At 52.8% G+C, this 24,138-nt stretch carries 29 protein-coding genes; 15 read left to right on the top strand and 14 right to left on the bottom strand.

Annotation, left to right across the window (positions count from 1 at the left end; all coding sequences use genetic code 11):
- Nucleotides 1-5: 5 nt before the first annotated feature.
- Genes rpsU through rpsP form a run of 3 tightly spaced genes read right to left on the bottom strand, consistent with a single transcriptional unit; the run spans nucleotide 6 to nucleotide 787 of the window.
- A complete protein-coding gene (gene rpsU / locus L5220_RS07185) occupies nucleotides 6-179 on the bottom strand; it encodes a 30S ribosomal protein S21 (protein WP_015126245.1) in 174 nt (57 codons plus the stop codon).
- A 3-nt stretch (nucleotides 180-182) separates the two neighbouring features.
- A complete protein-coding gene (locus tag L5220_RS07180) occupies nucleotides 183-539 on the bottom strand; it encodes a KH domain-containing protein (RefSeq protein ID WP_499572628.1) in 357 nt (118 codons plus the stop codon).
- Nucleotides 539-787, bottom strand: coding sequence for a 30S ribosomal protein S16 (rpsP, locus tag L5220_RS07175; RefSeq protein ID WP_099798567.1), 249 nt, complete (start codon nucleotides 785-787; stop codon nucleotides 539-541). Before rpsP ends, L5220_RS07180 begins: the two co-directional genes overlap by 1 nt.
- 172 nt (nucleotides 788-959) lie before the next feature.
- Between rpsP and L5220_RS07170 the strand changes: the two genes are divergently transcribed.
- The 3 genes from L5220_RS07170 (at nucleotide 960) to L5220_RS07160 (ending at nucleotide 3,578) form a co-directional block, all read left to right on the top strand.
- Nucleotides 960-1,547 carry a hypothetical protein gene (locus tag L5220_RS07170; protein WP_499572626.1) on the top strand — a complete coding sequence of 196 codons (588 nt, stop codon included), beginning with the start codon at nucleotides 960-962 and terminating at the stop codon, nucleotides 1,545-1,547.
- A 22-nt stretch (nucleotides 1,548-1,569) separates the two neighbouring features.
- Nucleotides 1,570-1,857: a 4a-hydroxytetrahydrobiopterin dehydratase gene (locus L5220_RS07165; RefSeq protein WP_099798565.1), complete on the top strand. Its 288-nt coding sequence runs from the start codon at nucleotides 1,570-1,572 to the stop codon at nucleotides 1,855-1,857.
- 83 nt (nucleotides 1,858-1,940) lie between these two features.
- Nucleotides 1,941-3,578, top strand: a complete 1,638-nt coding sequence (locus tag L5220_RS07160; protein ID WP_499572624.1) for an acetolactate synthase large subunit — start codon at nucleotides 1,941-1,943, stop codon at nucleotides 3,576-3,578.
- 256 nt (nucleotides 3,579-3,834) lie between these two features.
- Here the strand turns inward: L5220_RS07160 and L5220_RS07155 are convergent, their stop codons facing one another.
- Nucleotides 3,835-3,945 (bottom strand): zinc ribbon domain-containing protein, encoded by a 111-nt coding sequence (locus tag L5220_RS07155; protein ID WP_499572622.1) that lies wholly within the window; start codon nucleotides 3,943-3,945, stop codon nucleotides 3,835-3,837.
- Nucleotides 3,946-4,001: 56 nt separating this feature from the next.
- On the opposite strand from L5220_RS07155, the gene L5220_RS07150 reads away from it, so the two are divergent.
- Entirely contained in the window at nucleotides 4,002-4,427 is a 426-nt protein-coding gene (locus tag L5220_RS07150) for a DUF4168 domain-containing protein (protein ID WP_499572620.1), read from the top strand.
- 4 nt (nucleotides 4,428-4,431) lie between these two features.
- Here L5220_RS07150 and L5220_RS07145 read toward each other — a convergent pair whose 3' ends face one another.
- The gene (locus L5220_RS07145; protein ID WP_499572618.1) at nucleotides 4,432-5,361 is read right to left on the bottom strand and encodes a glycosyltransferase family 2 protein; all 930 of its coding nucleotides are present in this window, start codon (nucleotides 5,359-5,361) and stop codon (nucleotides 4,432-4,434) included.
- Nucleotides 5,362-5,367: 6 nt separating this feature from the next.
- Nucleotides 5,368-6,084, bottom strand: a complete 717-nt coding sequence (locus tag L5220_RS07140) for a glycosyltransferase family 2 protein (RefSeq protein WP_448513973.1) — start codon at nucleotides 6,082-6,084, stop codon at nucleotides 5,368-5,370.
- Between the two features lie 94 nt (nucleotides 6,085-6,178).
- On the opposite strand from L5220_RS07140, the gene L5220_RS07135 reads away from it, so the two are divergent.
- On the top strand, nucleotides 6,179-6,463 hold the full coding sequence (locus tag L5220_RS07135) for a TM2 domain-containing protein (RefSeq protein ID WP_099798561.1): 285 nt from the start codon (nucleotides 6,179-6,181) through the stop codon (nucleotides 6,461-6,463).
- A 97-nt stretch (nucleotides 6,464-6,560) separates the two neighbouring features.
- On the opposite strand, the gene L5220_RS07130 is transcribed toward L5220_RS07135, so the two are convergent.
- The 5 genes from L5220_RS07130 to L5220_RS07110 all read right to left on the bottom strand — a co-directional run bounded on the left by L5220_RS07130 (nucleotide 6,561) and on the right by L5220_RS07110 (nucleotide 11,279).
- Nucleotides 6,561-6,896 (bottom strand): hypothetical protein, encoded by a 336-nt coding sequence (locus L5220_RS07130; RefSeq protein ID WP_499572616.1) that lies wholly within the window; start codon nucleotides 6,894-6,896, stop codon nucleotides 6,561-6,563.
- A gap of 10 nt (nucleotides 6,897-6,906) precedes the next feature.
- Nucleotides 6,907-8,073, bottom strand: coding sequence for an RNA polymerase sigma factor RpoD (rpoD, locus tag L5220_RS07125; RefSeq protein ID WP_099798559.1), 1,167 nt, complete (start codon nucleotides 8,071-8,073; stop codon nucleotides 6,907-6,909).
- Between the two features lie 451 nt (nucleotides 8,074-8,524).
- Nucleotides 8,525-9,433, bottom strand: coding sequence for a 50S ribosomal protein L11 methyltransferase (prmA, locus tag L5220_RS07120; RefSeq protein WP_499497952.1), 909 nt, complete (start codon nucleotides 9,431-9,433; stop codon nucleotides 8,525-8,527).
- A gap of 3 nt (nucleotides 9,434-9,436) precedes the next feature.
- Nucleotides 9,437-11,020 (bottom strand): phosphoglycerate dehydrogenase, encoded by a 1,584-nt coding sequence (gene serA, locus L5220_RS07115; RefSeq protein WP_448513970.1) that lies wholly within the window; start codon nucleotides 11,018-11,020, stop codon nucleotides 9,437-9,439.
- A gap of 13 nt (nucleotides 11,021-11,033) precedes the next feature.
- Nucleotides 11,034-11,279, bottom strand: coding sequence for a zinc ribbon domain-containing protein (locus L5220_RS07110; protein ID WP_499572614.1), 246 nt, complete (start codon nucleotides 11,277-11,279; stop codon nucleotides 11,034-11,036).
- Nucleotides 11,280-11,670: 391 nt separating this feature from the next.
- Between L5220_RS07110 and ybiA the strand changes: the two genes are divergently transcribed.
- The 6 genes from ybiA to L5220_RS07080 all read left to right on the top strand — a co-directional run bounded on the left by ybiA (nucleotide 11,671) and on the right by L5220_RS07080 (nucleotide 19,940).
- Entirely contained in the window at nucleotides 11,671-12,162 is a 492-nt protein-coding gene (ybiA, locus tag L5220_RS07105; protein WP_099798557.1) for a riboflavin biosynthesis intermediates N-glycosidase, read from the top strand.
- Between the two features lie 68 nt (nucleotides 12,163-12,230).
- Nucleotides 12,231-14,906, top strand: coding sequence for an alanine--tRNA ligase (alaS, locus tag L5220_RS07100; RefSeq protein WP_499572612.1), 2,676 nt, complete (start codon nucleotides 12,231-12,233; stop codon nucleotides 14,904-14,906).
- Between the two features lie 98 nt (nucleotides 14,907-15,004).
- Nucleotides 15,005-16,237, top strand: a complete 1,233-nt coding sequence (locus L5220_RS07095) for an LL-diaminopimelate aminotransferase (protein WP_499572732.1) — start codon at nucleotides 15,005-15,007, stop codon at nucleotides 16,235-16,237.
- Nucleotides 16,238-16,283: 46 nt separating this feature from the next.
- Complete coding sequence (locus L5220_RS07090) at nucleotides 16,284-16,694, top strand: hypothetical protein (RefSeq protein WP_499572610.1); 411 nt, start codon at nucleotides 16,284-16,286, stop codon at nucleotides 16,692-16,694.
- A gap of 8 nt (nucleotides 16,695-16,702) precedes the next feature.
- Nucleotides 16,703-19,297, top strand: coding sequence for an O-antigen ligase family protein (locus L5220_RS07085; RefSeq protein ID WP_499572608.1), 2,595 nt, complete (start codon nucleotides 16,703-16,705; stop codon nucleotides 19,295-19,297).
- A gap of 64 nt (nucleotides 19,298-19,361) precedes the next feature.
- Nucleotides 19,362-19,940, top strand: coding sequence for a photosystem I assembly protein Ycf4 (locus L5220_RS07080; protein WP_448526215.1), 579 nt, complete (start codon nucleotides 19,362-19,364; stop codon nucleotides 19,938-19,940).
- Here the strand turns inward: L5220_RS07080 and psbN are convergent.
- Nucleotides 19,937-20,068 (bottom strand): photosystem II reaction center protein PsbN, encoded by a 132-nt coding sequence (psbN, locus tag L5220_RS07075; protein ID WP_099798552.1) that lies wholly within the window; start codon nucleotides 20,066-20,068, stop codon nucleotides 19,937-19,939. The two genes, L5220_RS07080 and psbN, sit on opposite strands and share 4 nt — an antisense overlap.
- Nucleotides 20,069-20,156: 88 nt before the next feature.
- Here psbN and psbH point away from each other — a divergent pair, with 88 nt between their 5' ends.
- Genes psbH through pth form a run of 3 tightly spaced genes read left to right on the top strand, consistent with a single transcriptional unit; the run spans nucleotide 20,157 to nucleotide 21,220 of the window.
- Nucleotides 20,157-20,357: a photosystem II reaction center phosphoprotein PsbH gene (gene psbH, locus L5220_RS07070; protein WP_099798551.1), complete on the top strand. Its 201-nt coding sequence runs from the start codon at nucleotides 20,157-20,159 to the stop codon at nucleotides 20,355-20,357.
- 3 nt (nucleotides 20,358-20,360) lie between these two features.
- Nucleotides 20,361-20,594, top strand: coding sequence for a TatA/E family twin arginine-targeting protein translocase (locus L5220_RS07065; protein WP_099798550.1), 234 nt, complete (start codon nucleotides 20,361-20,363; stop codon nucleotides 20,592-20,594).
- Between the two features lie 5 nt (nucleotides 20,595-20,599).
- Nucleotides 20,600-21,220 carry an aminoacyl-tRNA hydrolase gene (pth, locus tag L5220_RS07060; protein WP_448513963.1) on the top strand — a complete coding sequence of 207 codons (621 nt, stop codon included), beginning with the start codon at nucleotides 20,600-20,602 and terminating at the stop codon, nucleotides 21,218-21,220.
- 34 nt (nucleotides 21,221-21,254) lie between these two features.
- On the opposite strand, the gene L5220_RS07055 is transcribed toward pth, so the two are convergent.
- Nucleotides 21,255-22,340: a hypothetical protein gene (locus L5220_RS07055; protein WP_448526750.1), complete on the bottom strand. Its 1,086-nt coding sequence runs from the start codon at nucleotides 22,338-22,340 to the stop codon at nucleotides 21,255-21,257.
- 178 nt (nucleotides 22,341-22,518) lie between these two features.
- On the opposite strand from L5220_RS07055, the gene L5220_RS07050 reads away from it, so the two are divergent.
- Nucleotides 22,519-23,169 carry an FHA domain-containing protein gene (locus tag L5220_RS07050; RefSeq protein ID WP_448513961.1) on the top strand — a complete coding sequence of 217 codons (651 nt, stop codon included), beginning with the start codon at nucleotides 22,519-22,521 and terminating at the stop codon, nucleotides 23,167-23,169.
- Nucleotides 23,170-23,243: 74 nt separating this feature from the next.
- Here the strand turns inward: L5220_RS07050 and lipA are convergent, their stop codons facing one another.
- Nucleotides 23,244-24,137 (bottom strand): lipoyl synthase, encoded by an 894-nt coding sequence (gene lipA, locus L5220_RS07045; protein WP_499572605.1) that lies wholly within the window; start codon nucleotides 24,135-24,137, stop codon nucleotides 23,244-23,246.
- Nucleotide 24,138 lies beyond the last annotated feature (1 nt).

The raw sequence follows: 24,138 nt of genomic DNA, 5'->3' as shown, positions 1-24,138 counted from the left end.
AGGGCTTAGCGATTGCGCTTACGAGCAGCCTCCTGTTTGCGTTTGCGGCGCAGGCTGGGTTTTTCGTAACGTTCACGCCGCTTTACTTCCGATAAAATACCCGCCTTTTGAATTTTTTTCTTAAACCGCCGTAGAGCCGACTCGATGGATTCGTTTTCACCTAAACGCACTTCAGACACGCGCTAACTTTGCCTCCTTGATGATGGATAAGAACGACGATGGGGTCGCCCACGGCGATCGCCCTCATGATTATTTATTTTAGGCTCACTTTTGTGATCGCCATAAACATCTAAGTAAATCTGCTGACCCGTAGCCTGAGCAGCGGCCTTCAGCACGGCGCGAATCGCCTGCAAATTACGCCCTCCACGACCATAAACGCGCCCTTTATCCTCACCCGCAAAGGCCAAGCGAATCCAAATTCGGGACGTCGCTGGTGAAAACTCAGCATGGATGCGCAGGGTGTCTGGGGCTTCCATAAACGGCTCCAGCAAAAAGCGAATCAACTCCACATAATTAGGAGCAGACGCTAACTCGCTCATTACGACTTAGTCTGGGGCAGTAAATTGGCTTTGACAAACAGCCGCCGCACCGTATCCGTGGGTTGCGCGCCTTGCTCTAACCGCCGTTTAATAGCGTCTTCTTTGAGGCGCACTTCTTCCCGAATGGGATCGTAAAAGCCAAGCTCTTCGAGGGCACGGCCATCGCGGCGATCGCGACTATTCATGGCTACAATGCGGTAGGTGGCATTGCGCTTTTTGCCGTAGCGCTTGAGGCGGAGTTTAATCATCGTTGTAGCCCTCGCTCACGCCGTAGGATTGTTGCAACAGTTATTTGCATAGGGGGTGGAATTTACCGACAATTTACAACTATAACGGATTTTGGCGAAGGGGTAAAGCCTTTTGGCGAGTACTCCCTAGCAAGGGTCATCAAACAAATAGCGATTGTGTTGGGGCGCAACGATGGTTAGGGGTGGGGTTTACGAGCAGTTTAGAGGTGCCCTGTTAGGCGGGCTGTGGGGTCTCGAGCAGCAGTCCCCCGTGCTTGTGAAGCAGTATAGGCACCAGTGGTTGGCGGATGCCCCGGCGCAAGATGATTGGTGTGCCGCTCTGCCCCATCTTTTGGCTGCATGGCAACAGCCGTTGATTGTGGTGCCAGCACCGTTGGCCAATATTCAGGCACTGCTTCATGAATACTTGGAGCAGGCGTGGCGACCGGAACCGCTAGTCAAGCCAGTCAATTGCTTGGCGGCAGCCCCAGAGCCAGTGATGCAAGTGCGCTATGCGTTGGCGATCGCCCCCGGTAACCTCATGCTGGCACAGCACTTGCTCAAAGATGTTCCTACCCTACCCCTGCTGGGATGCCTATTTGGCGCCTACTGGGGCGCGTTAGCGTTACCTCCTGCAGCTTGGGCGCATTGGCGACCTGAACTAGCGAACGTCGTCGATCGCAGCATGAGCCGGTGGTGCGGTGGGACATTTGCTGAGTTGGCAGTGGCTCCCGCAGGGAGGTTGCACCCCCGCCCTCCGCTGCAAATTCGCAATAATTAGTCTATAGAGTTGTGCAAAAAGTATGGCTGAACGCTTATCTACCGCCGAAATTGAAGCCCAGCTTGCCTCCCTGCCAGGATGGTCTCTGGTGGGCGATCGCCTCGAGCAAACCTTTAGGTTTCAAGATTTCCTTGGCTCTATTGCCTTTGTCAACCGTCTTGTGGAACCGTCCGAGCAGGCAGGGCACCATCCCGACATTTGCATTTCATGGAACCGCGTCACTGTTAGCCTCACCACCCACGATGCTGGCGGTATCACCCAACGCGACCTTGATTTGGCCAAAGTGATCTCAACCTTGGCAGCAGGCTGAAACTTTGGTGAGGATTTGCAAACATCTTCAGGTTTGCCCACGGATAACAGATTAGGATTGAAGGTAGTACCCACCATTACCTCATGAATACTGCTGAACTCCTCGTCAAATGCCTTGAAAACGAAGGCGTGAAATATATTTTTGGCCTTCCTGGCGAAGAAAACCTTGATGTTCTCGAAGCCTTACGCCACTCCAGCATTCAGTTTGTAACGACCCGCCATGAACAGGGAGCCGCCTTCATGGCAGACGTGTATGGCCGTTTGACAGGTCAGGCGGGGGTGTGTCTTTCGACCCTAGGGCCAGGAGCCACCAACCTCATGACAGGGGTTGCCGATGCCAATTTAGATGGCGCACCCCTTGTGGCCATCACAGGGCAAGTAGGCACCGATCGCATGCACATCGAGTCCCACCAATACCTTGATCTGGTGGCCATGTTTAGCCCAGTCACCAAGTGGAATGCACAGATTGTCCGCCCCAGTATCACACCGGAAATTGTCCGCAAAGCCTTTAAGATCGCGCAAAACGAAAAGCCTGGCGCTGTTCACATTGATCTACCGGAAAATATCGCGGCCATGCCCGTCGAAGGCTATCCCCTCAAACCCAAACCCGCCGAGAAAACCTACGCCTCCTTTCACAGCATCCTCAAGGCCGCGGAACTGATTAGCCAAGCTGACAACCCCTTAATCTTGGTCGGCAATGGTGCCATTCGTGCCCATGCAGCACCGGCCTTGACCCACTTTGCGGAAAAACTCAATATTCCTGTTTCTAATACGTTTATGGGCAAGGGGGTAATTCCCTATCAGCACTCCTTAGCCTTGTGGACAGTGGGGTTGCAGCAGCGGGACTACATTAGCTGTGGGTTTGACCATGCCGATTTAATTATTGCCATTGGCTATGACCTGATTGAATACTCCCCCAAAAGCTGGAATCCTGATGGCCGCCTGCCAATTATCCACATTGCAGCAACCCATGCTGAAATTGACAGTAGCTATATTCCTGTGGTTGAAGTGGTTGGGGATATTTCCGATTCTCTGTACGAAATTCTCAAGCGCGCCGATCGCCAAGACAAAGCCCCCCCCTATGCCCTGCAACTGCGGCAAGAGATCGTTGCCGACTATTGCCAGTTTGCCCAAGACGATAGCTTTCCCGTCAAACCCCAAAAAATCATCTATGATTTGCGGCAAGTCATGGGGCCTGACGACATTGTTATTTCCGATGTGGGTGCTCACAAAATGTGGATTGCCCGCCATTACCACTGCGATCGCCCCAATACCTGCTTAATTTCCAATGGCTTTGCCGCCATGGGCATTGCTGTACCGGGGGCAATGGCGGCTAAGCTTGTGCACCCCAATCGCCACGTCGTAGCGGTCACCGGTGATGGTGGCTTTATGATGAACTTCCAAGAGCTAGAAACCGCACTGCGGATGAAGACCAACTTCACCACCATTATTTTTAATGATGGCGGCTATGGCCTCATTGAGTGGAAGCAACACCGTTACTTTGGCGAGCCGGCCTACGTCCACTTCGGCAACCCTGATTTTGTCAAACTAGCGGACAGCATGGGTCTCAAGGGCTATCGCATTGAAGCCACTGCCGACTTTATTCCCACCCTGAAAACAGCCCTCGAGCAGCCGGTGCCCACCATCATTGATGTTGCCGTGGACTATAGCGAAAACCTGCGCTTTAACCAGCGGTTGGGGGAATTAAATTGTGAGATTTAGATTCACCAGCATTGACATACTCCCCATGCCTAAAGGCAGGGGCTTTACAGCATTTTTCGGTAAATTTCGGCATTGCATCCAGCAGATTGCATAACTAGCTGGCACAGTAGCAGCAATGAGTACAATAGGTAAACTACCGCTCATCATCGCTACGGGATAGATAAGCGGCTTCCTTGTTCAACAGGGACAGCATCTAACAAAACCGAAGTCTTACCAGATGACTTACGTTCCCTCCCAAAGGCAGTAGAGCGAGTTCCTACAATCTCCGCAAGGCTTCATTTCTGATGTTGATCGCAGGGTTCACGTCTCGGTCATGCTCTGTATTGCAAACCTCACACGTCCAGGAGCGGGAACCTGAATCCAGCAAGAGGATTCCAAGTAAAGTGTATAGATAATGTCCCTAGCGTGGTGGTAACACAGAGGATGCGTTGGACTTGGTTGCCCATGATGTTTTGTGGCACTATATTGAGCCTACTTTTCGTAAGTGTGATTCCTAGTATCTCTTTAGGGCAAGCAGCATCCCAATCCGATGTCATTGCTCCGTGGGAACTCATCAACTATGCTCGTGTTGTCTTAGAAATTGAACCCATTCGCCAAAAATACTATCGCCAAGCGCAGGCGTTGGCGGGTGGGCAAATCCCCCGAAATTCCTGCTTTGCCATGAGTCCGCAAAATATCCCCAGTGGCATGGAAACCATTTGTGCCAGTTATATTCGGGATGCGATGCAGGTGCTCAAGAAATACAATATGACCCTTGAACAATTTAATGCCATTACACTACGGGCACAGCAGGACAATGCTTTCAGCCAGCGAATTCAAACAGAAATGATACGCCTAAAACAACCCTGAACCCTCAGTGCCATGTTTTACCTAGGCGGCCGAGTAGGCCATCTACTGTACCTCTAAGGCAGGCATAGGTCTTTAAGAGCTTGTCTGATTCTTCAAAAATTAAAATAACCCCAACCTTTCTGATGGCTTTCAGTACACGGTAGGCAACAGACAAGACTTGAAAGAAAAGGTTACGCGCCAAGCGGGTTTCTAGGTAGGTATGGTTTCTATGGACGTAAAAATATCTTAGGGTTGAATAGGTGTATAAGTAGGTTGCATGGGAGCGACAGGGAAGATAGACGGTTCTTGAGTTACCAAATCGATGTCTTAGAACTGCCTCATTTAGGATAAAAATTTTATAATTGTGCTGGCGGATTTTCATACAATAATCAAAATCAACTGCATCAATAAACAGCAATGTATTGGGCAGTGGTACGTTTGGTGCTATTTGGCAGTTAATCAGTGACCCTGAAGTGATTACAGCATCACATTCATAATAAGTATTTAAGAGATCGCAGGAAATTTTCTGAAATCGATAATTTTTGTACAAAAATCCACCGTCTTTTTGACCCGTACTATCATCAACAGCTACACAACCAAGAATACCGATTTGATCTTTTTTTGAAAAATTTGTATAGAAAGTAATTAATTTTTCTAGTGTATCATCAGTCGGACAGCTATCTTGATCAAATGTCCAAATAAAATCAAATCCATGATTAACTGCATATTGAATGCCTTGGCACAAACTGCCAGCCATACCAATATTTTCAGGGTGATGATGAACGTTCAGAGATATCTTGCCTAGGGGAACACTAATTGCTAAAGCGGTGGATGAATTATCAATAATCAATAGTTCTGAAATCTGGTAGGTTTGCTTTAACAGACTATCAATACATTTATTGAGGGAATTTGAATCATTGTACCCTGTAATATGAGCTAGGATTCGGTACTGCATTACAGATTAAAGCTGAGCATAATTTTTGATAAGGCGATAAACTAATAGTAGCAATTGCAGCCATTTCGGGAAAAACTCCTTCTGAATAATAAATAATTCGCAGAGTAGTGCAGCTTTATAGCGGTAAGAAAAGCCTTTTGTGTTATACTGACCAGCAACAAAATTGGCTCTAGCTGTACTAGCCCCCTGTTGAGTTGCCTTGAGAATAAAGGCAGCATCGGCTGCGGTAGGATACCGATGGGAGTAGTAGCCATAGGTATGGTGTAGCGCCCGGCGAATAAGTGTGCCAACGGACTGAGTCGTGGTAAAGGATTGTACACCATGGTGCCAAATGGCTCCTCCTGTTGGCTGAATGAGTTGATGTTGCTCTGAGTAAACATTGGCGCAAATAATATCAGCCTTGGTCTCTGCTGCGGCGCGTTTATAGTGGGCGATCGCCATCGGGTCGAGGCGATCATCGGCACCAACGACTAGGTAATAGTCCCCTGAGGCGCGTTGAATCCCTTTATTAAGGGCATGGAAAATGCCAAAGTCAGGTTCACTGAGGTAGTCGGTAATGACGTCTGATGCGCCTTTGATGAGGTCTAGGGTGCCATCCTCAGAGGCACCATCAATGACAATCCACTCCACATTGCGATCGCTCTGCTGTCGGATGGATTCAATGAGGCCGGGCAAGTGGGCGGCGGCGTTATAGGTGGCAGTAATAATTGAAATGGAGGTCAAGGGTCTGCAGGTAGTCCTAAATCGTTGATTCAATCGCAGTGCTTTACTGTTGATTATTGGTGATTATTAGAGTATGTCATCAACGGGAGTGAGTATGGGCTACCGTAACCGGGCGATCGCCATCGGTCTGGCGTTGACGGGCATTCTCGTGCCCGGGGTTCACAAGTTTTATCTCCGGCAACCGCTGTGGGGCGTGTTTTACCTGTTGCTTGGGATCCTCTTTTCGCCAATAACAGTTGAGCATGGCTCCTTGGGGGCGATCGCCCGCATTGCCTGCGTTATTGAAGCAGTTTGGTATCTATTTCAGGGCGCTGATACCTTTGACGCGACCTTTAATCGCCAGATTACGGCGGTGGTTCCCAAGCTGGAAAAACACTAACAATAAAAATAGTAAAAGGGTATCCGACTGGGCAATGCCACGACAGTCAACGAATACCCCCATGGGGGCGATCGCTGCCAATCACGATCGCCTTCGCCTAAGCAATCGGTGTTACGTCTTCCGCCTTTGAACTCACCGTAGCTTCTGACTCCGGTAGAACCACGCTCAGTTCCACCCCAGAAGCTGGTGTCGTCATGCGAGTGCTAGCGTTGGCGCGGCGTTGGCGTTGCCACAGGGTAACCCCCACAGCACCGATCGCCACGGCACCCGCCCCTAGACCTAGGGGTAGCGTCCCCCCCTCCAAAAACGACGTACTGCCAACGCTTTGGCTTAGGCCCTTAACATAGGCACAGGCTTGGGCGCGACCCGGTTGAGGCGCAACTAGGGTTGCTACGGTCACACCAAGGGTTAAAGTAATGAGGGGGCGCAACATAGAGTACTCCTTAGCGAATGTATTCCTTAAGAACGCTATTGCGGTTGGGATGGCGCAGTTTCCGGAGTGCCTTGGCCTCAATTTGACGGATGCGCTCTCGCGTCACATTAAAAAGTTGCCCAATCTCCTCTAGGGTTTTCATGCGGCCATCGTCCAAACCATACCGCAGTTTTAACACATCCCGCTCGCGGGGGCTAAGGGTACACAATACGGTTTCCAAATCTTCCCGTAATAGGTGCTTTGAAACTTGATCTTCGGGGGTTTCGCCATCGGATTCAATGAAATCCCCTAGGCGCGAGTCTTCCTCTTTACCGATAGGCGTTTCTAAGGAAATCGGCAACTGGGCAGACTTGGCGATAAAACGCAATTTTTCGATCGTCATTTCCATGCGATCGGCAATTTCCTCTTCAGTGGGTTTGCGACCCATTTCTTGGGAGAGAAGTTTCGTGGTTTTCTTAATGCGGGAGATGGTTTCGTAGAGGTGCACCGGCAGCCGAATGGTGCGGGACTGGTCAGCAATGGCGCGGGTAATGGCTTGGCGAATCCACCACGTTGCATAGGTGGAAAACTTATAGCCCTTTTCGTGATCAAATTTCTCAGCAGCGCGAATCAGCCCTAAACTGCCCTCTTGAATTAAGTCCTGAAACGATAACCCCCGATTCATATACTTTTTGGCGATCGACACCACTAGCCGCAGGTTCGATTGCACCATTTTTTCCTTGGCTTTGCGCCCGACAAACAGACGGTGCCGAAAATCCCGTAGAGACATTCCCAAGCTCTCTGCCCATTGCGCCGGATTCCGCTCAAGGTACTCTGGATCGCAGCCCAACTGTTCACTGAGGCGATCGCGCACCCGCTCCATTTCCAACAAATCGGCAATTTTGCGCGCCAGTTCAATTTCTTCATCCGCCCGCAGGAGGCGAATGCGGCCAATCTCTTGGAGATAGAGGCGAATTGAGTCCTCCGTGTAGTGTTTCTTCTTAACCTGAGTGCGCCGCCGACTGGCACGACCTTTGCTAGGCTTGTCGTCAAGATCGTCACTGACCTCCTCAAAGTCTTCGCTCTCCTCATCATCGGTGTCCACAGCATCAAGGCCGTAGTCCCTGAGGAGAGCAACCTCATCTTCAAGTGGGTTCGTTGCGGGTTCGTAAACGTCAAGTACATTCGCTTGGGTCATGCCGTTGTCCTCTTAAAGTCTCCCTAATGATGCATGGTTCACAGTAGTGCCCAACCGCTGCCCACATCGCCACATCCAGCGTTTCGCGAGATGACGCGAGAGCAAATGGGTTGGGGGTGTGGTTATAGGTGTTGACCCCACAGCTGACCGTGCTGACAACCGTAGTTTAGTGACAGAAGTCCTGTATGACACGAGTGGTCAGGGAGCAGGCGCAGATGGACGGCTGGCACGTGGTAGGAATCTTTTGACCAATTTTAACTAAAACCTCATTGATTGTAGCCTTTCTAACAGAAATCGCCCACGGATTATGAGACATTTTTTTGAGGAACTTAGATCCAGCCACTGCAAAGGTCAGCAACTATTAACAAACATCCTATTATCCTTTGCAGATACCATTGCTAGCCATTCCGTAGTCATTCTGCTTCCCCTAGCCTAGCGAATTTCTGACCATTCAGCGATAGGCGTTAGGTTCAAACCGAGCATTCAGGCAGCACCATTCCTGCCGTCGCCAAACACTGCCTAGGCTCCAGCCCTGCTGTTCTAAGACGGCGGCCACCTGATCTGCTTGCTCAAGTAGAATGCCGCTGAAAATCCCCCACATTTTCGGCTTCAGAAGGGGTGTCCACTGGGGCACCAACTCCATAATCACTGATGCCAAGATATTGCAGACAATACCATCCACCGGCTCAGGAACTTGCTCCCAACTGCCTTGGGCAACCACCAATTGCTCCGGAGAAATATGATTTAGCGCGGCTCCTCGCTGGGTTGCAATCACAGCCAAATCAGACACATCAACGGCATAAACCTTGGTAGCTCCCAACAGCAATGCTGCGATGGAAAGGATGCCACTGCCACAGCCAATATCCGCAATAACCGTCGGCGGCAGGGGCGCAAAGGTATCGTCCAGTTGCATTTCCAAGGCTTCGAGGCACAGTTGGGTAGTAGCATGGGTGCCGGTGCCAAAGGCCATGCCAGGATCTAGCTTCAGCAAAAAGCGTTGCTCGTCAATCGCCGGATCCTCCCACGCAGGACAAATCAACAGGCGATCGCCCACCGGTAAAGGATGCCAGTAGGCTTGCCAACTATGGGCCCAGTCTTGCTCATTCACCAGTTGCCACTGTAGCTTAGGCGGCAAGTACCCCTGCGCCACCACATCCTGTTCAATCCATACACCCAACGCAGCAATATCCAACAGCGTGATCTGTTGCTGGGGAACATACCCCTGAATCAGAATACGACCCTGCTGCTGCTGGGTGGCCACCCCCTCGCAACCAAAACATTGCAGCCGCCAATAGACAACCTCCTCAGCGGCGGCTTGGCAGGTGACCGAAATTTCCCACCAGCGTTGAATCACACAAATAGCCTAAAGGTTGACGATGTAGGCATCACGAATACCGGGAACCTTGAGAATTTCCTCCAGCAGCCCCTCCGGCAGGGGGTCATCAAGACTGATCACCATCACCGCATTGCCGCGCACCATCTTGCGTCCCACCTGCATACTGGCAATATTCACATTAAAACTGCCCAACTGCGAGCCAATTTTGCCAATAATACCCGGCATATCGCGGTGCAGCGTTAAAAGCATATAGCGCGTAGGCGATACACTAATCGGGAAATCGTCAATACTGGTAATGCGTAACTCACTGTGACCAAGTAAGGCACCGGAGACGGAACGACTTTCAGAGGAGCTTTTAGCAATCAGCGTTAGGGAGCCAGCATAGTCTCGCTGAGATTCATCGCGGGTTTCCACCACCCGAATCCCCCGCTCTTTCGCCTCTAAGCCTGCATTGACATAGTTGACCCGCTCCCGTAGGGCTGGAGAGAGTAACCCCTTCAGCGCCGCAATCACGATGGGTTGGCTGTCATTGGTTGCCAACTCCCCTTGGAGGCGTACCTCAAGGGCTTCAACCCGTCCTCCTGCCAACTGGCCAACCAGATTCCCCAGCGTTTCCGCCAACTGCATATAGGGTGACAATTGCTCAAGTAGATCTGGCCGCAACCCCGGAATATTGACCGCAGAGCGTGCGGGCAACCCCAGCAGCACATCTCGGATTTGCTCGGCCACATCAATGGCTACATTGACCTGAGCTTCTTCAGTTGAGGCACCGAGGTGAGGTGTTAAAATGGCTTCCATTCCCAGAGAGCGCAGCACTGAGTCGGGTTCGAGGGGTTCGTTTTCAAACACATCGAGAGCAGCTCCTGCTAATTTACCTGCTTTCAAGGCTGCCGCTAGGTCTGACTCATTAATGATGCCGCCACGAGCACAGTTAATAATGCGAGCCGTGGGCTTCATTTTGGCAATGGTATTGGCGTTGATCAGGTGTTGGGTTTCCGGTGTTTTGGGTAGGTGCAGGGTAATAAAGTCAGACTCAGCAAACAGGACATCTAACTCCACAAGGCGGCACCCCAGTTGATCAGCGCGCTCTGTTGACAGATAGGGGTCGTAGGCTAAGAGCTTCATCCCCATCGCACGAGCAACGGTAGCCACATGGGAGCCAATTTTGCCTAGACCGATGATGCCAAGGGTTTTTTTGTAGATTTCCACGCCCGTGTAGCGTTTACGATCCCATTCACCACCTTTGACCGAGGCATTAGCATCAGGAATATGGCGTGCCAAGGACAGCATCAATGCCAGAGTATGCTCAGCCGCAGCAATAGTATTCCCTTCCGGAGAGTTGACCACCATAATGCCTTTGCGGGTGGCCGCAGGCACATCAACGTTATCGACCCCTACCCCAGCACGGCCAATAATTTTCAGTTGGCTGGCCGCCTCAATTACATCTTTGGTCACCTTAGTGCCTGATCGAATCATCAGCGCATCGTACTCGGGAATAATTTTGATGAGTTCTTCGCTGGAGAGGCCAACTTTGACATCGACTTGGGCGACTTGGGCAAGTAAATCAAGCCCCACCTGCTCAATGGGATCGGAAACCAGAACTTTGGGCATAGGTAAACGCTATCTATAATGCCAGATCGTAGATTTTAGCATATGCCGCATGGTCACGATGCATTCGATACCCACACTCAGAACAACGATGTCCTCTCACCTCCAAGCTGTTGCTAACAGTCGCAACACTGCTCGGACAGGTTTGGCGAGTACCGTTGGGATCGACTTTCGCAAAGTACCCTCCCCATTTCCAGCACACCCACTCCAGTAAAGACAAGAACTGTCCAAATGCGCCATCCACGCAATCTTTTCGCAGCATTCTCCATGTTAACCGTTTGACGTTAAATACCTAACATCAAGTCTAAAAGGTTTTCCGCTTTTAGGCTTTTTCTTTACCGTTCTTTTTGAATTTCAATACTTCTGGAGTGGAGGGTAATACCCTAGTGATAGCTGAATCCCTAGAAAAATAATATAGCGTTTACAAAACGCAAGGTGGGGCAGGCGTATCCCGCGTTTGCAAACCGCACCCTAAATCCTTCTGGCAAGTGGCAGGCCGAACGGTGATGCCACAGGTATTTCTGGCGATGACCCTGCACTTCATCTCGTTTGGCTTGATGATTAATTCCTCATCTGCGTCTTGATGATCTCAGCTTCAGCCTCATCCTTTAATAATTAATAATTGTGGTGCGCTACCTCGATATTTGACAACAATGACAATTTACTTTTATCATCTTAAGGATGCCTATGGTGATTTTTCAAATTTTTCTCGTCATGGATTTTGGTTGGACAATTACTACTGGCCAACAGTAGAGCATTATTACCAAGCCCATAAGTTTTTAGGAACCGCCTATGATGCGCTTGGCCATAGGATTCGCACTGCCCCCACTGCTCGTGCGGCAGCACAATTGGGGCGTGATCCTACCTATCCGGTGCGTCAGGATTGGGAACAGGTTAAGCAGCAGGTAATGTGGCGGGCACTGGTGGCTAAGTTTACGACTCACGCAGCGTTGCGCCAGTTATTGCTGGCAACTGAAGAGGAGGATCTTGTAGAAGACTCTCCTGTAGATAGCTATTGGGGTTGTGGGCGCGATCGCCAAGGGCATAATTACCTTGGGCGGCAATTGATGTATTTGCGCTACTGTTTACGGCACTCGATTCCCCTCCCCAACGAATTTAGGGGGTGGCCGTTGTCGCAGGGCTAAGCAAATATAAAGCAAATATAACAAATATAATAGTAGTCTGACTGCTACCCCGTCGAGATGCCGTTACTATGACTTCGTCCCCTTCTTCGTCGGCGATCACTGCCCTCAGTGGTGATCAAATTCGCCAAAAATTTCTTGAGTTTTATGCCGCCAAGGGACATACGATCCTCCCCAGCGCCTCGTTAATTCCTGAGGATCCAACGGTCTTGCTCACCATTGCTGGAATGTTACCCTTTAAGCCAATTTTTCTGGGGCAGCAGCCGCGAACCGTGCCTCGTGCCACGACGGCACAAAAGTGCTTGCGAACCAATGATATCGAAAATGTGGGTCGCACTGCCCGCCACCACACATTCTTTGAAATGCTGGGAAATTTCAGCTTTGGGGATTACTTCAAAGCGGAGGCGATCGCCTGGGCGTGGGAACTGATGACGACCGTCTATGGCCTGCCGGAAGAGCGCCTCTTGGTAAGCGTGTTTGAAAAGGATGACGAGGCGTTTGAGCTTTGGCATCGCCAAGTGGGCTTGCCCAAAGAGCGCATTCAACGCATGGGCGAAGACAGTAACTTCTGGAGTGCTGGCCCAACGGGTCCGTGTGGCCCGTGTTCAGAAATTTACTATGATTTCTACCCTGAAAAGGGCTTGGACGCTATTGATCTGGACGACGATCGCCGGTTTATTGAGCTATATAACTTGGTTTTCATGGAATTGAACCAAGACGATGAAGGGCATCGCACCCCTCTCAACGCCAAAAATATCGATACTGGCATGGGTCTAGAGCGCATGGCGCAGGTGCTACAGGGCGTTCCTAATAACTACGAAACAGATTTGATCTTGCCCATCATGACAGCGGCAGCAACCCTAGCGGGGCTGACCTACTCTAGAGCAAATGCCAGCCAACAAACATCCCTAAAGGTGATTGGCGACCATAGTCGGGCAGTGGTGCACCTAATTGCCGATGGGGTCACTGCCAGCAATGTCGGGCGCGGTTATGTTCTGCGGCGGCTGATTCGGCGCATTGTCCGCCATAGCCGTTTGCTGGGCATTAGCGACGTCATCACCCCCCAGTTGGCCACGGTGGCAATAGAGTTGGCGGCTCCAGTGTATCCGAACTTGCAAGAGCGGCGCTCAGTGATTCTCAGTGAGTTACAGCGCGAGGAAGAGCAGTTCCTCAAAACCCTAGATCGCGGTGAGAAGCTCTTGGCGGATATGCTAGCGCCCCTGAAGCGGCCAAAGCACAAGAAACAGAAGGCTGCTCAACTGTCGGGGCGCGATGCGTTCATTCTTTTTGACACCTATGGGTTTCCGCTGGAATTAACGCAAGAGATTGCTGCTGAGCAGGGGATTGGTGTCGATGTCGCTGGGTTCGAAACCTGTATGGCCGAGCAGCGCCAACGCTCACAAGCAGCTCATGAAACCATTGATATTACAGTGCAAGAAGGGCTAGATTCCCTGGGCGAGGAACTGCATCCTACCGAATTCTGCGGCTATAACCAGTCTGCTGTGACCACAACTGTGACTGCTCTCCTTGTGGGGGGGCATCCAGCAGAGACCGCCGCAGCGGGGGACAATGTCCAAGTCATTTTGGCGCAAACCCCCTTCTATGCCGAGTCTGGCGGGCAAATTGGCGATCGCGGCTATTTAGCGGGTACCGATTGCCTTGTGCGTATTGCCGATGTCCAAAAACAGAGGGAGGTGTTTATCCACTATGGCAAAGTGGAGCGGGGCACCCTCAAGGTGGGCGATCGCCTCACCGCCCAAATTGACCTGAGTTGTCGGCGGCGGGTACAGGCACATCATACCGCTACCCATCTGTTGCAAGCGGCTCTGAAAAAACTCATTGACGAGAATATTGCCCAAGCAGGTTCCCTTGTTGCCTTTGATCGCCTGCGGTTTGACTTTAACTGCCCCCGTGCCCTCAGCCACGACGAACTGCAACAGGTCGAAGATCAAGTCAATGCTTGGATTAGCGAAAGCCATCCCACCTCTGCCACCATCATGGCGATCAACGAGGCCAAAGCCAAAGGGGCGATCGCTATGTTTGGGGAAAAATACGGCGAACAGGTGCGCGTTCTGGATATTCCGGGGGTTTCGATGGAACTCTGTGGCGGCACCCACGTCAGCAATACCGCCGAAATTGGCCTGTTCAAGATCATTAGTGAAAGTGGCGTTGCCGCAGGCATTCGTCGCATTGAAGCCATTGCTGGGGCTGCCGTGCGCGATTACTTACAGCAGCGGGATGCCATTGTCCGGAACCTGTGCGATCGCTTCAAAGCCAAACCAGACGAGATCCTAGAGCGAGTCAGCCAACTCCAAGAAGAGGTCAAAACCAAACAAAAGCAGCTAGCGCAGCTTAACACCGAGCTCGCCCTTGCCAAAACCCAGGCCCTACTAGGGGACGTGCAAACTATCGGTGGCACCGCCGTCCTCATTAGCCGCTTAGACGGTGTGGATCCCCAAGGTCTAAAAACCGCTGCGGAGTGGCTCCTGAGCAAACTGGGGCAAGGGGTCGTGGTTCTGGGGACTCAACCCGCCCCAGCGAAAGTGAATCTCATTGTAACGGCTAGCGCAGAGGTGGTGCAGCGGGGGGTTCATGCCGGTCAATTGGTGGCAGAACTGGCCAAGGTCTGTGGTGGGGGCGGCGGCGGTCGGCCCACCATGGCGCAGGCGGGTGGCTCACAGCCGGAAAAATTAGCAGCGGCACTAGACCTTGCCCAGACTCGTCTCACCGCCGTCCTCGAATCCTGATACACTTTGTTTGTTCTAGCCACGATTACGTAGGGCGCAGAGTATGGATGCAGCGCCCTGCCGTTAGTTGCCGTTATATTTTCGATACCTCCACCCCTATGGCTGTTGTTAACGCAAACTACCTCAAGTTAAAAGCCGGTTACCTGTTCCCGGAAATTAGCCGCCGCGTCAATCACTTTCTCAAGGATCATCCCGATGCTCCCCTCATTCGCTTAGGCATTGGGGATGTGACCGAACCCTTGCCCGCCGCCTGCCGTGAAGCCATGATCAAAGCGGTGGAGGAGATGGGCGATCGCGCCACCTTCAAAGGCTATGGCCCCGAACAGGGCTACAGTTGGCTGCGTGAAAAAATTGCGGCCCATGATTTTCAAGCCCGTGGCTGCGACATTGATGCCAGTGAAATCTTTATCTCCGATGGCTCGAAATGTGATACCGGCAATATTCTGGATATTTTTGGTGATAGCAATAAAATTGCTGTGACTGATCCGGTCTATCCCGTTTATGTGGATACCAACGTCATGGCAGGGCATACCGGCGAGGCCAACGATCGCGGCGAGTATGCTGGATTAGTGTATTTMCCCATTACCGCCGAGAATAACTTTACCGCCACCCTCCCCAGTGACCCCGTTGACTTGGTGTATTTGTGCTTTCCCAATAATCCAACGGGTGCGGTGGCCAGCCGCGAGCATTTGCAGGCGTGGGTGGACTATGCCCGCACGCACCGCGCTATTCTCTTTTTTGATGCCGCCTACGAAGCGTTTATCACCGATCCTGCCATCCCCCACTCCATCTACGAAATTCCAGGCGCACGGGACTGTGCCATCGAGTTTCGCTCATTTTCTAAGAATGCTGGTTTTACGGGCACCCGTTGCGCCTTTACAGTTGTGCCCAAGGGGCTGAAAGGCTATACCCCTAGCGGTGACGCTGTAGATCTCTGGTCACTGTGGCAACGGCGACAGTCCACCAAGTTTAACGGCGTTTCCTACATTGTGCAGCGCGGTGCTGAGGCGATCTATTCTCCAGAGGGTCAAACCCAAGTGCGCCAATTAGTGAGCCTTTACCTTGAAAATGCCCGCCTGATTCGCGATCGCCTCAGTAAAGCAGGGATGGCGGTTTATGGGGGGGTGAATGCCCCCTACGTGTGGGTGAAAACCCCTAACGGCATGAGCAGTTGGGACTTTTTTGATACGCTCCTACACACCTGCTACGTTGTGGGAACCCCAGGAGCGGGCTTTGGGGCAGCCGGAGAAGGTTATCTGCGCCTCTCAGCGTTTAATAGCCCAGCAAATGTAATCGAGGCAATGGCACGGGTGGTGGCAACCTTGGGTTAAAGGGGGGATACGTTAGAATCTGTAGGAACGATTGCAGGAGAGCCAGATGTTCAGACGTGCGCTGACCCTAGGATTGGGTATGGGACTCCTATGGAGTGGTACGGCCATGGCTCTAATCCTTGAGCGAGAAGAACGCCAGCACCCTTTTGCTCAACCCCTTGCCCAAGGAGCCACGGCTGCTCCCCTCGAACAAGGGGGGGCAATTGAAGCTCAGGGACTACCCCTGACCCAGCCTGCCCCCAATCTCCAACAGGATAGCCAAGTTCTGGATCAAGCTGCCCAGCAAGCCCAACGACAGGCGGTTGCCGATGTGGTTCGTCAAGCTCAGGACTATGCCTTGGTTAACGATGGTTATGTCGGCAGCCCCAACTATATCTACAGCACTGGCGGCGACCAAATCGGCTTAGATGAGTTGGGTGGCTGGGGGGGCTTTGACCCCTATACCCTTGGATTTTAGGTTGACCCATGGCTGAAGTGCAACCCCATTGGGCAGAGCAGGCCACTAAGCAAGAGGGGGTTCTGCTTGGTCTGTTGACGGCAGCGGGGTATGCCTTTTTTACCCTGCTTCCCGATAGTCATAGTCTGATGGTGGCGTGGCCGTGGGTGCTGCTATGGCAAGCTGCGTTAGGGGTGCCGCTGCTGTGGTTGTTACAGGTGTTGGCCTATCAGCGGCGAGTGCAACCCCTTGGCAATGGCTTGGATGGGGTGGTACTGCTGCTCCTAGCGGGGTTGGCCATTTCGGGAACCGTTAGTGCCTTTCCCAATCAGGCGCGTTGGTATGGTTGGGCGTTGTTAGGGGGACTGGCCGTGATCTATCCCCTTGGAGCATGGCTGCGATCGCCAGAACGGCGCTGGCAACTGGTGCAAGCCCAAGGGTATCTGACGGCAGCTTTTGTGGTGGTGAGTTTGGGGGTATGGCTGGGGACAACATTGGTGCCAGAATGGCTGCGCCAAGCAACGCTCAGTACCCAAGGATTGTCACTTCAGATCAATACCGATGCCCTTGAGCTGCGCAATTGGGCTCCCTTTGGGCATCAAAACTATGTGGCGGGCTATCTATTGCTGGCCTTGCCCTTGGTGGGGGTGTTGGCACTCCAGGCTAAGCCGCAGTCTCGCTGGTGGCGATCGCGCCCCTTTTGGTTGGGGGTGCTCCTATTGGGTCTGGTGGATCTCTACACCACCTTCTCGCGGGGGGGTGGCCTTGGCTTAATGGCGATGGCGATCGCCCTATTCATCGGCTTGATCTGGCAGCAACGGCAGGCTTCGCGGCGGTGGCTTCAGATGGGGGGGCTGACGATCATTGGCTTACTGGTGATTGCCTTGGCCAACGATCGCCTGCGGCGCAGTCTAGTGGCGCTGAGTCAAGGCGGTCAAGGTGCGGAACTGGCCTACCGCTGGATCACCAGCATTGTGGGGTGGCGCATGGGAGCCGCCCAGCCCTTGACGGGCAATGGGTTAGGGAGTGTCCCCCTGTGGTATCAGCATTACCGTCCTGCCTGGGCAGGTCGCGAAGCGGAGTGGATCTATCAACTCCACAGTACCCCCGTGCAATTGTGGGCTGAGCTAGGGATTTGGGGAATTGGCGCTTTCGTCTTAGGCATCGTTCTTTTAACCTATTGGGCCGTACGCTATCGGCGCTGGTGGCTGCAGTTGAGCGTTCATGAGCAGCGCTTGGCTCTCGCAATATATCTGGCGCTGCTTGGCTATAGCGTCCTTAGCCTCACGGACTTTCAGTTAGACAATATTGGCATTGGCGGGCTGCTGTTGCTGGAACTCACCCTGCTGGCAACCCTACTGCGCACTGGCCAGCACCAAAATCCTCCGAGCCGACTGCGACCGCGCTGGGCACTGTTACTCGTGGCCAGTGGGTTAGGGGTGATGATGGCAATGATCGCATGGTTAACCCCCATCCATCGCGCTTGGTGGGCGGCCAGTGACGGCTTTTTAGCCCTCCTTGAGGAACCACCCCAGTGGAACAGGTTTACCGAGAAATTATTTCAGGCCCAGGAGTTAGCGCCGTGGCAACCCTACTATCCGCTACAACTGGGCTGGAATTACGGTCAACGGGGTATAGGAACAGAGACTGTCGAGGCGCAATCTGCACTGCTACGCACGGCAATCGCCGAATTCGAGAAAGGGATTGAACGCTCTCCTTACCTAGAATTTGGCTACAGTAATGTGGGCTGGCTCTACTGGCGTGAAGGGAAATTTGCCCAAGCCGCCACAGCGTTTGCCCAAGCCGCCCAGCTTGTCCCTGCCAAACGGGGGAACTTTCTTGGCTTGGGGCTGGCTCTCATTGCCAACAATCAACCTAAGCTAGCGACAGAGGCGCTCACCTTAGAAGTTCTGCGCCATCCACTGTTCATCACCAGCCCAGCATGGCGCAGTGCTCCCCTTGCCCCCTTTTATCCCCCCGTTCTCCAAGCCGTGAGCCGTCGCTATGCCCAACTCGAAACAGAACTGCCCCCAACGAGTGCCGCTGCTGAGTACGTCCGCCAAATTGCCACCGTTTTGCAGTGGTGGCAGGGAAACCTAGCAGCCGCCAAAGACCGTTTGAGCGCCCTGCCGCCCTCTGCCTTTCGCGATCTCTTAGAGCCGCTGCTAACCATTAGTGAGTTCCCCAGCACCCCCCATGAAGCTCCCCATCCCCCCAACGTGGGGCAGCTTTTCCTGCGGGCATGGTATGACGAACGGAACCGCTTGCTGCTACTGGAAACCGCGTGGCGGTATGGGGCTGGCACCACCATCAATACTGAGCAACTCCAGCAGATTGTGCGCTCCCTCCGGGGGCAAAACAATCCCCTCGATTGGTTGCGCTCAGCCGCACCAGCGGTGGGAATCAGCTATCGTCGGGCTGGCTTTGGAGTCAACAGCCGCATCGTTGATGGCCCGCAACCCACGGATTTTTTTATTGCCATTGACAATTTACCCATGGTGACTCTGTTTCAAGCGCTTTGGCCTGATAATGTCTTTTTGCCGCAGCTGGATCAGGCTCTTGAGGGCGATCGCCACCACCTGCTCAATGCCCTGAAGGCACAGGAGCGGCACCGTGTACCATAGGATAAAGAGCCTAGGGGAATACCCAGCAGGCTCCTCATTCCTAATCCTTTGATGAATTGCAGCTATGGCGAACCCAACCGTAACTGAGCAGTCTCCCCGTCAAGAATCCTGTCTTCGCTATGCGGTGCTCGGCTCCCGCCGTCTGAGTAATTACTTTTGGGCAACTGTTGTATCTATCGGTGGGCTGGGGTTTTTCTTGGCAGGTCTTTCGAGCTATCTGCACGTGAACCTGCTGCCCATTGGCAACCCGCTAGAGCTAGCGTTTATTCCCCAAGGGATTGCCATCGGTTTTTATGGGGTGGCGGCGCTGCTCTTGGCCACCTACCTCTGGTTGGCGATCGCTTGGGACGTTGGTGGCGGGTTTAATGAATTTAATAAAGACACGGGCGTTGTGCGCATCTTTCGCTGGGGGTTTCCCGGCAAACATCGCCAGATTGAAGTCAGTTGCCCCCTCAGTGATGTCCAAGCCCTCAAGATTGTGATCAAAGACGGGCTAAACCCCAAGCGTAGCCTTTACCTCAAGATCAAAGGCCGGGGCGACATTCCGCTAACGCGCGTGGGGGCACCGCTGCCCCTTGCGGAGCTAGAAACCCAAGGAGCAACGATCGCCAGCTTCTTGGGCGTCCCCATCGAAGGCCTCTAATCGTCGTGATCGTCAAAGGGATCCGCCAACTCCTTAGAGGGTGGCCCAAAGGAGAGGTAGATCGAGTAGCCAGTAACGCCAATACAGACCGCAGCAAGGCCAATGCTAAGAACTATTGCAGGTTCCATAGGATAGATCGAAAATGTGAACAAGATATGGTTCTATAATATTACGAAACATTAAACCGCTGTTCATTTAGTTCACCAAAAGGCATTTATGGCACGACGTACTTGGCTTGGCGATGTTCTGCGCCCCCTTAACTCGGAATACGGTAAAGTTGCTCCTGGTTGGGGCACCACTCCCTTAATGGCCGTGTTCATGGGGTTATTTTTGGTGTTTTTGCTGATTATCCTCCAGATTTACAACTCGACACTCATCCTCGATGGTGTTAACGTGAGTTGGAAAGCTCTGGGATAGGTAATGAACGTTTTTGGTATTGGTCTGCCGGAACTAATTGTGATTCTGGTGGTGGCGCTGCTCATTTTTGGTCCGAAAAAGTTGCCGGAAATTGGCCGCAGCTTGGGTAAAACCAAACGCGCCTTTGAGGAAGCCTCCCGCGAATTCCAAGATGAGATGAAACGGCAGACCGCTGCCCTTGAGCAGGAAAAGCAGACTGCTGTTGAGGGTGAGTCTAGCCGCGAGCCTTCAGCCTAGGGGTAATGGCGGCACTCATTCAACCCTGTGTCATTGTTGGCCTAGGAAATCCCGGCAGTGAGTATGCGGCAACGCGGCATAACATTGGTTTCCGGGTGCTTGATGCCTTTGCCGAGCGGCATGGGATTACCTTAACTGCGCAGCGGCGGTTTTTGGGGGACGTGGGCGAAGGTGTGCTGCACGGCCAAAAAATTCGCCTTCTTAAGCCCACTACCTATATGAATAGCTCGGGGCGATCGCTGTATGCCCTCTTAAATTTTTATAAGCTACCCCTTGCGCGTACCCTTGTGGTCTATGACGATGCCGACCTTGCCCTAGGGCGACTACGGCTGCGCTTGAGTGGCTCAACAGGGGGGCATAACGGCATTAAGTCCATTGTGCAGCACTTTCACTCTCAAGAGTTTCCGCGCTTAAAGGTGGGGATTGCCTTTGGCGATCGCCTCACCCAAACCGGCCCTCGCAACGCTGTTCCCTTTGTGCTGGGGAACTTTTCAGCGGCTGAACTCATGGTGTTGCCCCACGTCCTCGACCTTGCCGTGGCGGCTATTGACCACAGTATCGAAGCGGGGCTAGAGGCAGCCATGAACCATTACAACGGTAAATGTATTCCTCTCCCCCAGTCTTAAGGGCTAGGGTATGGAGCAGGGTCTCGCCACATACCTACTTTTTGATGAGGATGTAGCCCCGGACATAGTCCGGTAGCGTGCGGGCAACCGCTTGGTACGCTGAGGGATTGGGGAAAATCCCAGCCAAAAAGTCTAATTGGTACAGGTTCGGTGCAAACGCCCCACCCGTATCGGCAATAACCCCTAGGCGTAGCTGCGATCGCCCACCGCGCGTATCTTCAATCATGACCACGCGACCCAACCCTACATTCCAGACATCCCCAGCAAAGGTCACTTCTGGCTCAATGTTGATCTTGTTTTCAATACTGCTGCCATAGCCTTTGATGGCGGCCACTTGGCGAAAGTACCAGTAACGCCGCTGATCGTAAGGCGTCACCCCTTTAACAAAGGCAATACCATTGTTGCGATCCACATTAAAAAAGGCACTGCCGCCATCCGTAAACTTGACTAGGATGGTTCCCTGCATCAGGGCATCTTCAAAGGCGGCACGGGTGAGGTAAGCCAGTGGTCGGACTCGTCCGTGCAGCGCGCCACCAGGTTCAAAAATACCTGCGAGCACCTGCTGCTTCGTTAACTGCCTATAAAAGGTATCTTCCGGCTGATCCGGTTGGCGCTCGGGCAGGGCGTAGAGGGCAGTATTGTAGGTGGCGGTGCGGCTGCGGGAGCCAGTGTGGGTGAAAACGGCGTAGTTGGTCAGACGCAGCTGCTGGGTTTGTTGGCGATCGCGAGGATTGTGGGGGAGCCACTGGATCACCCGAAAATGCTGATTGATAAACGCTGGATCTTGCAAACGGATGGGGCGTTTATTGCTAATGTCCTCCGTGAGGGTGGCAATCATAAAATCAAGGGTGGCTAATACGTCCGTGAGGCTCACCCCTTGGACAGCAAGAATCCCCTCGCGCTGCACCACCGGATCCGCTGCACCGTACTCGTGAAAATACTGCCGCGTATTGCGTAACACCCGCAACAGTTTCAGCGGAGCGGTGACAATAGAGCCACTGGGCAAGGGGCGATCGCGAAACAGAGCACGACCATCAATTTGAAAGGCTGGCTGCCCAAATTCATCAACAGCAGTGTACAGAGGACTTGGGGGGGGCGCAGGCACCGATGCTTGCGGCATCGTAGTCGCATAGCATCCAGGAGCAAGGGAGAAAACGCTGAGCAGTATCAGCCATTTCCCTAGCCCAACACGCAAAGAAGTAACCATCGCTTGCAAACTCACTTTGCTGATCCTACCAGATACTGCTGATGCCCAAGTAATATAAAGGTGTTACGGCTGCTGTTGAGGTGGTTCCCTAATGGACAGTAACAGTGAGTATCATCTGCTCAACATCGAAGATGAAACAGGAAAACGAACCATTCCGTTAGATGCCGCCACCTATTCAGTGGGTCGGGACACCAGTAACGCAATCGTGATTCAGGGGCACGGTGTCTCACGACAACACGCCTTGTTATTACGTTTACCTTCCCCCTCGGGCTACCGCTATCGCATTGTCGATGGCAATGCCGATGGCAAAAGAAGTGCCAATGGCATTCTGGTCAATGGTAAACGGGTTCAAAGTCATAATCTTAACCCCGGGGATGAAATCAGCTTCGGCGGCCATGTCAAAGCCCACTACACCACCGTTTCCATGGCAGAGGCTGAATTTACGAAATATCTCAACAGCATCAATTATCACAGCATTAAAGCAGTCCCCCTGACGACGACCGCCACCATTGTTGATGAAGAGCAAGAGCACGAAGGTGTGGAAGAAACGAACTTTAATGCCGTGCCGCCCCCCATGGTTGAAAAGACGGTGCGGTTTACCCCCTCGCCCCCGCCCCAGTCTCCGCTGCTATGGATTGTGGTCATTGCCGTGACCGTGGCGCTGGTACTGGGTATTGGCGTTGCTGTGTGGCAACAACAACCGCCCCCGGAGCAGGCACCACCAACGCAACCCGAATCTTAACTAATGAGGGGTGCAGGGAGCGATACGTTTCGGGCTGCACCCGTAGGGTCAGCGTCGGGAGGATGTCATGCCAATTAGGACAGCTGTTGTGAAGGGCGTTGGCGGGGGTATTGCGCCATCAGTGAGCGTACCTGCTCGGCATGGTAGGAGCTCCGCGTCAGCGGCGACGACACCACCTGTAAAAAGCCCATAGATTCGCCAAGGGTGCGCCAAGCTGCAAATTGCTCTGGATGCACAAAGGTTTGTACGCCTAGATGTTTAGAACTAGGTTGCAGGTACTGACCAATAGTGAGGATGTCACAGCCCACCCGTCGCAGGTCCTGCATAACCGCTTCCACTTCGGCAACAGTTTCCCCGAGACCAACCATAATGCCGGATTTCGAGTAGATCCACGGTGTTGTTTCATGGACACGCTGTAACAGGTCTAGGCTGCGCTGGTAGCTGCCTTGGGGGCGGACACGGCGGTAGAGGCGCGGCACTGTTTCGGTATTGTGGTTGAGGACATCTGGGCCAGCCGCCAGGATGCGATCAAGTGCCTCCCAATTGCCGCACAGATCCGGAATTAAAACTTCAATGGTGGTGTGGGCTGCGCGATCGCGAATCCGTTGAATGACGGCAACAAACTGGCTCGCTCCTCCATCCGCCAAATCATCGCGGTTCACCGAGGTAATGACCACATGGTTGAGCTGCATCCGGACGACGGCTTCGGCAAGGCGATCGGGCTCTGTGGGGTCAAGGGGGAGGGGTTTCTTTTCAAAGTCAATGTCGCAGTAAGGACAGGCACGGGTACAGGCAGGGCCCATCATTAAAAATGTTGCTGTCCCCTCGTTAAAGCACTCGCCAATGTTGGGGCAGGAGGCTTCTTCGCACACAGTATTTAAGCCTAAATCCCGTAGCAGTTCTTTGACATTGCCAACCCGCTGCCACTGCGGGGCTTTGACCCGTAACCAGTCTGGTTTGACGACCACG

This window comes from Synechococcus sp. PCC 6716 (assembly GCF_022570815.1).
Classification (GTDB): domain Bacteria; phylum Cyanobacteriota; class Cyanobacteriia; order Thermosynechococcales; family Thermosynechococcaceae; genus Thermosynechococcus; species Thermosynechococcus lividus.
Note: the sequence above shows the minus strand (reverse complement) of the source record. Positions and strands in the feature narration are given on the sequence as shown.

Excerpts from the sequence above, each read along its gene's own strand:
- L5220_RS07180 (WP_499572628.1), bottom strand. The coding sequence starts at position 539 with ATGAGCGAGTTAGCGTCTGCTCCTAATTATGTGGAGTTGATTCGCTTT.
- L5220_RS07150 (WP_499572620.1), top strand. The coding sequence starts at position 4,002 with ATGCGTTGGACTTGGTTGCCCATGATGTTTTGTGGCACTATATTGAGC.
- L5220_RS07135 (WP_099798561.1), top strand. The coding sequence starts at position 6,179 with ATGGGCTACCGTAACCGGGCGATCGCCATCGGTCTGGCGTTGACGGGC.
- L5220_RS07080 (WP_448526215.1), top strand. The coding sequence starts at position 19,362 with ATGGCGAACCCAACCGTAACTGAGCAGTCTCCCCGTCAAGAATCCTGT.
- L5220_RS07145 (WP_499572618.1), bottom strand. The coding sequence starts at position 5,361 with ATGCAGTACCGAATCCTAGCTCATATTACAGGGTACAATGATTCAAAT.
- L5220_RS07170 (WP_499572626.1), top strand. The coding sequence starts at position 960 with ATGGTTAGGGGTGGGGTTTACGAGCAGTTTAGAGGTGCCCTGTTAGGC.
- L5220_RS07050 (WP_448513961.1), top strand. The coding sequence starts at position 22,519 with ATGGACAGTAACAGTGAGTATCATCTGCTCAACATCGAAGATGAAACA.
- alaS (WP_499572612.1), top strand. The coding sequence starts at position 12,231 with ATGACTTCGTCCCCTTCTTCGTCGGCGATCACTGCCCTCAGTGGTGAT.
- psbN (WP_099798552.1), bottom strand. The coding sequence starts at position 20,068 with ATGGAACCTGCAATAGTTCTTAGCATTGGCCTTGCTGCGGTCTGTATT.
- L5220_RS07110 (WP_499572614.1), bottom strand. The coding sequence starts at position 11,279 with ATGCTGCGAAAAGATTGCGTGGATGGCGCATTTGGACAGTTCTTGTCT.
- psbH (WP_099798551.1), top strand. The coding sequence starts at position 20,157 with ATGGCACGACGTACTTGGCTTGGCGATGTTCTGCGCCCCCTTAACTCG.
- rpoD (WP_099798559.1), bottom strand. The coding sequence starts at position 8,073 with ATGACCCAAGCGAATGTACTTGACGTTTACGAACCCGCAACGAACCCA.
- L5220_RS07090 (WP_499572610.1), top strand. The coding sequence starts at position 16,284 with ATGTTCAGACGTGCGCTGACCCTAGGATTGGGTATGGGACTCCTATGG.
- pth (WP_448513963.1), top strand. The coding sequence starts at position 20,600 with ATGGCGGCACTCATTCAACCCTGTGTCATTGTTGGCCTAGGAAATCCC.
- L5220_RS07165 (WP_099798565.1), top strand. The coding sequence starts at position 1,570 with ATGGCTGAACGCTTATCTACCGCCGAAATTGAAGCCCAGCTTGCCTCC.
- serA (WP_448513970.1), bottom strand. The coding sequence starts at position 11,020 with ATGCCCAAAGTTCTGGTTTCCGATCCCATTGAGCAGGTGGGGCTTGAT.
- L5220_RS07085 (WP_499572608.1), top strand. The coding sequence starts at position 16,703 with ATGGCTGAAGTGCAACCCCATTGGGCAGAGCAGGCCACTAAGCAAGAG.
- ybiA (WP_099798557.1), top strand. The coding sequence starts at position 11,671 with ATGACAATTTACTTTTATCATCTTAAGGATGCCTATGGTGATTTTTCA.
- L5220_RS07160 (WP_499572624.1), top strand. The coding sequence starts at position 1,941 with ATGAATACTGCTGAACTCCTCGTCAAATGCCTTGAAAACGAAGGCGTG.
- rpsP (WP_099798567.1), bottom strand. The coding sequence starts at position 787 with ATGATTAAACTCCGCCTCAAGCGCTACGGCAAAAAGCGCAATGCCACC.
- L5220_RS07065 (WP_099798550.1), top strand. The coding sequence starts at position 20,361 with ATGAACGTTTTTGGTATTGGTCTGCCGGAACTAATTGTGATTCTGGTG.
- L5220_RS07130 (WP_499572616.1), bottom strand. The coding sequence starts at position 6,896 with ATGTTGCGCCCCCTCATTACTTTAACCCTTGGTGTGACCGTAGCAACC.
- L5220_RS07055 (WP_448526750.1), bottom strand. The coding sequence starts at position 22,340 with ATGCCGCAAGCATCGGTGCCTGCGCCCCCCCCAAGTCCTCTGTACACT.